Genomic DNA, 6,145 nt, shown 5'->3' with positions numbered 1-6,145 from the left:
TCGCCTCGCTGCCCCGCGACGGGCGGCTCTACGCGGTGGAGCGGGCGCTGCGGCTCGGCAACACGGTCGCGGCCGTCAGCGAGGCCTCCGGGATCGACCCCTGGTTCGTGGAGCAGATCGAGGGCCTGGTCGCGCTGCGCCGCGAGGTCGCCGACGCGCCGGTGCTCGACGCCGCCCTGCTGCGCCGCGCCAAGCGCGCGGGCCTCTCCGACCTGCAGATCGCCCGGGTGCGCCCCGAGCTCGCGGGGGAGGGCGGGGTCCGCGCGCTGCGCCACCGCCTCGGGGTGCGGCCGGTGTACAAGACCGTCGACACCTGCGCCGCCGAGTTCCCCGCGCGCACGCCGTACCACTACTCGGCCTACGAGTCCGACCCGACGACCGAGTCCGAGGTCTCCCCGCAGACCGAGCGGCCCAAGGTCATCATCCTGGGCTCCGGGCCCAACCGGATCGGCCAGGGCATCGAGTTCGACTACTCCTGCGTGCACGCGGCCTTCTCGCTGCGCGCCGCGGGGTTCGAGACCGTGATGCTCAACTGCAACCCCGAGACGGTCTCCACCGACTACGACACGGCCGACCGGCTGTACTTCGAGCCGCTGACCGAGGAGGACGTCCTCGAGGTCGTCCACGCCGAGCGGCTCTCGGGCGGCGGGGACAGCGTCCGGCACCCCGACGGGACCCGGACCCCCGGCCTGGCCGGGGTCGTCGTCCAGCTCGGCGGCCAGACCCCGCTCAAGCTCGCCGCGGGGCTCGAGGCGGCCGGGGTCCCGATCGTCGGCACGCCGCCGGCGGCGATCGACCTCGCCGAGGAGCGCGGCGCGTTCGGCCAGGTCCTCGCCGACGCCGGGCTGCCCGCGCCGCCCTACGGCACGGCGACCAGCTTCGAGGGCGCCCGCGAGATCGCCGCGACCATCGGTTACCCGGTGCTCGTCCGGCCCTCGTACGTGCTCGGCGGGCGCGGCATGGAGATCGTCTACGACGACGACACCCTGGGCGACTACATCGCCCGCGCCACCGAGGTCACCCCCGACCACCCGGTGCTCGTGGACCGCTTCCTCGACGACGCCATCGAGATCGACGTCGACGCGCTGTGCGACGTGACCGGCGAGGTCTACCTCGGCGGGATCATGGAGCACATCGAGGAGGCCGGGGTCCACTCCGGGGACTCCTCGTGCACGCTGCCGCCGATCACCCTCGGGCTCTCCGAGATGGAGGCGGTCCGCACCTCGACGGTGGCACTGGCCCGCCGCCTCGGCGTGCTCGGGCTGATGAACGTGCAGTACGCGCTCAAGGACGAGGTGCTCTACGTCCTCGAGGCCAACCCGCGCGCCAGCCGCACGGTGCCCTTCGTCGCCAAGGCGACGGGCGTCCCGCTGGCGTCCGCGGCGGCGCGGGTGATGCTCGGCGCGACGATCGCCGAGCTGCGTCGCGAGGGCGTGCTGCCCGCGGCCGGCGACGGCGGGCACCTGCCCCACGAGCACCCGGTCGCGGTCAAGGAGGCGGTGCTGCCGTTCCACCGCTTCCGGCGCCCGGACGGCCGCGGGGTGGACTCGCTGCTCGGCCCGGAGATGAAGTCCACCGGCGAGGTCATGGGCATCGACGTCGCGTTCTCGACGGCGTTCGCGAAGGCCCAGGCCGCCGCGTCCGGCCCGCTCCCGACGTCGGGCCGGGTGTTCGTGTCGGTCGCGAACCGGGACAAGCGGGCGTTGATCTTCCCGGTGAAGCGGCTCGCCGACCTCGGGTTCGAGATCCTCGCGACGGCGGGCACCGCGAGCGTGCTGGAGCGCAACGGCATCGCCTGCCAGGTCGTCCGCAAGCACTTCGAGGGCCCCGACAACGTCGTCGACACGATCCAGGCCGGTGAGGTCGACCTGATCATCAACACCCCGGTCGGGCACGCCGGGCCGCGGGTGGACGGCTACGAGATCCGCGCGGCGGCGCTCAACGTGGGCGTGCCCTGCGTGACGACCGTCCAGGGGGCCGCCGCGGCGGTGCAGGCGATCGAGTCCGTGATCCGCGGCGACATCGACGTGACCCCGCTGCAGGTGCTGCACGACCGCCTGGCCAAGGCCCGCGTCGAGTCGGCGGCGGAGCAGCCCGCCGGCGCGGGCCCGGCGTGAGTGCCCCCACCCGGGCCCGCAGCGCGTTCGCGACCCGCCTGAGCACTGCGGTGGCCGCGTGCGGGCCGCTGTGCGTGGGGATCGACCCGCACCCGGGCCTGCTGGCGCGCTGGGGCCACGAGGACGACGCCGCCGGGGTGGAGCGCTTCGGGCGCGACGCGGTGGCGGCGCTGGCCGGGCACGTGGCCGTCGTGAAGCCGCAGGTGGCCCTGTTCGAGGTCCACGGCAGCGGAGGCGTGCGGGCCCTGGAGCGGGTGCTCGCCGACGCCCGCGACGCCGGCCTGCTCACGATCGCCGACGCCAAGCGGGGCGACATCGGCTCGACGATGACCGCCTACGCGGCCGCGTGGCTCGCGGACACCTCACCGCTCGCCGCGGACGCCGTGACCCTCTCGCCGTACCTGGGGGTCGGCTCGCTCACGCCCGCGTTCGACCTGGCCGCCTCGACCGGGCGGGGCGTGTTCGTGCTGGCCCGCACCTCGAACCCGGAGGCCCCCGCAGTCCAGTCCGCCCAGGCGTGGACCCGCGACCCCTCGGCCGGGGCGCCCGGCGACCGCGCCGGCTACCGCGGCATGCGCGAGGTCGCCCAGAGCGTCGTCGATGCCTGCGCGGCGGTGAACACGCGGCACCCGGGGGTGGCCGGGGTCGTCGTCGGGGCCACGGCGGGGACGACGGGCCGTGACCACGGGCTGGACCTCTCCCGGCTCGGCGGACCGGTGCTCGTCCCCGGGCTCGGCGCCCAGGGCGCCACGCCGACCGACCTCGCCGCGTCCTTCGCGGCGGGCCTCGGGCCCGTGATCCCGTCCAGCTCGCGGGAGATCCTCGCCGCGGGCCCCGACCCGGAAGCGCTGCACGAGGCGTGCGCGGCGCTGAACGGCGCGCTGGCCGACCTGCACCTGCCGGCCGGACCGGTCGGCGCATGACACCCGACGCAAGGCGCACCGGCGCCCCCGGCGTCGCGCCCCGGACCGCGACGCGACACCCGGTCGGGCGTCCGGCGCACCGGACCACCCGGCGGGGCGACGACGTTCACACGCCGGACACCCGCGGACTGTGTCCGGGCCTCGCAACCGGTACGTTCGCCTGCGACGAGGTCCCGACCTGCTGACCGGGTGGGCCAGGACCGGCTGGGCGACCTACGGATCGCCCCGACACCCACCGACTCGCTTGAACCGGAGGAGACCGTGGCACTTCCCGAGCTGACCGAGGAGCAGCGGGCGGCCGCGCTGGAGAAGGCAGCTGCCGCCCGTCGCGCCCGGGCCGAGCTCAAGGAGCGGCTCAAGCGGGGCGGCACCACCTTGCGTGACGTGCTCGACCAGGCCGACTCCGACGAGGTGCTGGGCAAGATGAAGGTCTCGGCGCTGCTCGAGGCCCTGCCCGGCGTCGGCAAGGTCCGCGCCCAGCAGATCATGGAGCGGCTGGAGATCGCTCCCAGCCGTCGCCTGCGCGGCCTGGGGGAGCGCCAGCGCAAGGCCCTGCTCGCGGAGTTCGACGGCGAGTGAGGTCGTGACCTCCCCGTCCTCGTCCTCGCCGGCCCGGGGCCGGCTGCTCGTGCTCGCGGGGCCCTCCGGGGTCGGCAAGAGCACCGTCGTGGCCGAGCTGCGCCGGATGGACGCCCCGCTGTGGTTCAGCGTGTCGGCGACCACCCGGGCGGCCCGGCCCGGTGAGGTCGACGGGCGGGAGTACCACTTCGTCTCGGACGAGGAGTTCGACCGCATGGTCGCGGCCGGGGAGATGCTCGAGTGGGCCTCGATCCACCGCGGCCTGCACCGCTCGGGCACCCCGGCCGGCCCCGTCGAGGAGCACCTCGCGGCGGGCGAGCCGGTGCTGCTCGAGCTCGACCTGGCCGGGGCCCGCGAGGTGCACAGCCGCCGGCCCGACGCGCTGCTGGTGTTCCTCCAGCCCCCGTCGTGGGAGGAGCTGGTGTCGCGGCTGACCGGCCGCGGGACCGAGCCGCCCGAGGTCGTGGAGCGCCGGCTGGCCACGGCCCGCGTCGAGCTGGCGGCCCGCCGGGAGTTCGACGTCGCCCTCGTGAACCACGACGTCCGGGAGACCGCGCGGGCATTGGTAGACTTGGCACACCCTTCCGATGGCCCGACCAGCGCAGACGTCGATCGCGACGGCGCGCCCGCCGGAGCCGTGGGGCCCGGAGCCGTCGGGGCCCCAGAAAGCAGGAGTCACTGAATGAGCATTCCCGCCAGCCGCGTCACCGGCAGCTTCCACGACGTGCCCGAGGGCATCACGAACCCGCCGATCGACGAACTGCTGGAGACCGTCAGCTCGAAGTACGCGCTGGTGATCTACGCCGCGAAGCGCGCCCGCCAGATCAACGACTACTACGCCCAGCTCGGGGAGGGCCTGCTCGAGTACGTCGGCCCGCTCGTCGAGCCGGGCGCCCGTGAGAAGCCGCTCTCGATCGCGATGCGCGAGATCCACGGGCGGATGCTCGAGCACACCGAGGGCGAGTAGCCGAGGTGGCGGAGGCCGCCGGGACCGCCGCGAAGGAGATCGTCCTCGGGGTCTCCGGCGGCATCGCCGCCTACAAGGCCTGTGAGCTGTTACGCCGTCTCCGCGAGGCCGGCAACCACGTCCAGGTCGTCGCCACCCCCAACGCGCTGACCTTCGTCGGCGCCGCCACCTTCGAGGCCCTCTCCGGCCGCGAGGTCCTCTCCGGGGTGTTCGAGCACGTCCCCGAGGTCACCCACGTCGCGCTCGGTCGCCGGGCCGACCTCGTCGTCTGCGCGCCCGCCACGGCGGACCTCATCGCCCGGCTCGCGGGCGGCCGCGCGGACGACCTGCTCACCTCCACCCTGCTCACCGCCCGCGCGCCGGTGCTCGTCGTGCCCGCGATGCACACCGAGATGTGGGAGCACCCCGCGACGCGCGACAACGTCGCCACCCTGCGCCGCCGCGGCGTCGTCGTCCTCGAACCCGCCTCCGGGCGCCTCACCGGCGCCGACTCCGGGCCGGGCCGGCTGCCCGAGCCCGTCGAGATCGCCGAGTTCGCCCGCCTGCTCATCGAGGTGGCGGGGGAGGAGTGGCACCCCCTGCCGCGCGATCTCGAGGGTCGCCACGTCGTGGTCTCCGCCGGGGGCACCGCCGAGCCGCTGGACCCGGTGCGCACCCTGGGCAACCGCTCCTCGGGCCGCCAGGGGTACGCCCTGGCCCGCGTCGCCGCGCAGCGCGGTGCCCACGTCACCCTCGTCGCGGGCACCACCGCCGCCCTCGCCCCGCCGGCCGCCGTCGACGTCGTCGACGTGCGCACCACCGAGGAGATGCGCCGGGCCGTCGTCGACGCCGCGAAGGACGCCGACGCGGTCGTCATGGCCGCCGCCGTCGCCGACTTCCGCCCCGCCTCCGTCGCCGGATTCAAGATCAAGAAGGGCGACGACGAGCCGGACGCGATCCCCCTCACACGGAATCCCGACATCCTCGCCGAGCTCGTGGCCGAGCAGGTGCCCGGCCGGCTCGTCGTGGGCTTCGCCGCCGAGACCGGGGACGAGACGCACGACGTGCTGTCCTACGGCCGGGCGAAGCTCGCCCGCAAGGGCTGCGACATGCTCGTCGTGAACGCCGTCGGCGCAGGTGGGAGCGGGAGTCATTCGGCGTTCGAGGGGACCGACAACGAGGGCTGGCTGCTGGGTTCCGACGGGGCGTCGACCCCGCTGCCGCGGGGCTCCAAGGCCGCCCTCGCGGCCCGCGTCTGGGACGCGGTCGTCCCCCGCCTGACGTAGACGCTGCGTAACGTCTCCCTCACGCTCCGTCGCCGAACGAGGCGGAAACGCCTTTCCCACACCTCGTCGCGACGCACAACCACACTGTGACGGGCTGCGCAGAAGGCCCGGTCAGGGCGGTGCCGGGTCGGGGAAGTGCCGTTAAAGTTGCCCGGTCCCACTGTCGAGGCAGGGAGAGATTGTGCCCGCTAGGCGTTTGTTCACCTCCGAGTCCGTCACCGAGGGCCACCCGGACAAGATCTGTGACGCCATCTCCGACGGGATTCTGGACGCCTTGCTGGCGCAGGACCCGAA

7 protein-coding genes are annotated in these 6,145 nt (G+C 74.7%); all 7 read left to right on the top strand.

Translation table 11 applies throughout. The features are described from left to right. Positions 1 to 2,117 (top strand): carbamoyl-phosphate synthase large subunit (carB, locus tag AC0CYZ_RS26905; protein WP_472221084.1); only part of this gene is annotated, 2,117 nt, incomplete at its 5' end. Further along, a complete protein-coding gene (gene pyrF / locus AC0CYZ_RS26900) occupies positions 2,114 to 3,040 on the top strand; it encodes an orotidine-5'-phosphate decarboxylase (RefSeq protein ID WP_472221082.1) in 927 nt (308 codons plus the stop codon). The genes carB and pyrF, both read left to right, overlap by 4 nt. 261 nt (positions 3,041 to 3,301) lie before the next feature. Beyond that, positions 3,302 to 3,619, top strand: a complete 318-nt coding sequence (gene mihF / locus AC0CYZ_RS26895) for an integration host factor, actinobacterial type (RefSeq protein WP_472221080.1) — start codon at positions 3,302 to 3,304, stop codon at positions 3,617 to 3,619. Between the two features lie 4 nt (positions 3,620 to 3,623). Continuing rightward, positions 3,624 to 4,301, top strand: a complete 678-nt coding sequence (gmk, locus tag AC0CYZ_RS26890; RefSeq protein WP_472221078.1) for a guanylate kinase — start codon at positions 3,624 to 3,626, stop codon at positions 4,299 to 4,301. Then, entirely contained in the window at positions 4,302 to 4,586 is a 285-nt protein-coding gene (gene rpoZ / locus AC0CYZ_RS26885; protein ID WP_472221076.1) for a DNA-directed RNA polymerase subunit omega, read from the top strand. It abuts the gene before it with no gap. A gap of 5 nt (positions 4,587 to 4,591) precedes the next feature. Continuing rightward, complete coding sequence (coaBC, locus tag AC0CYZ_RS26880; RefSeq protein WP_472221074.1) at positions 4,592 to 5,851, top strand: bifunctional phosphopantothenoylcysteine decarboxylase/phosphopantothenate--cysteine ligase CoaBC; 1,260 nt, start codon at positions 4,592 to 4,594, stop codon at positions 5,849 to 5,851. A gap of 178 nt (positions 5,852 to 6,029) precedes the next feature. Then, positions 6,030 to 6,145: S-adenosylmethionine synthetase N-terminal domain-containing protein (locus tag AC0CYZ_RS26875; RefSeq protein ID WP_472221086.1), on the top strand; the 116-nt coding region annotated here is incomplete at its 3' end.

The organism is Actinomycetospora sp. (assembly GCF_055612215.1).
The sequence above is the reverse complement of the archived record's forward strand: the minus strand, read 5'-3'. Positions and strand labels throughout refer to the sequence as shown.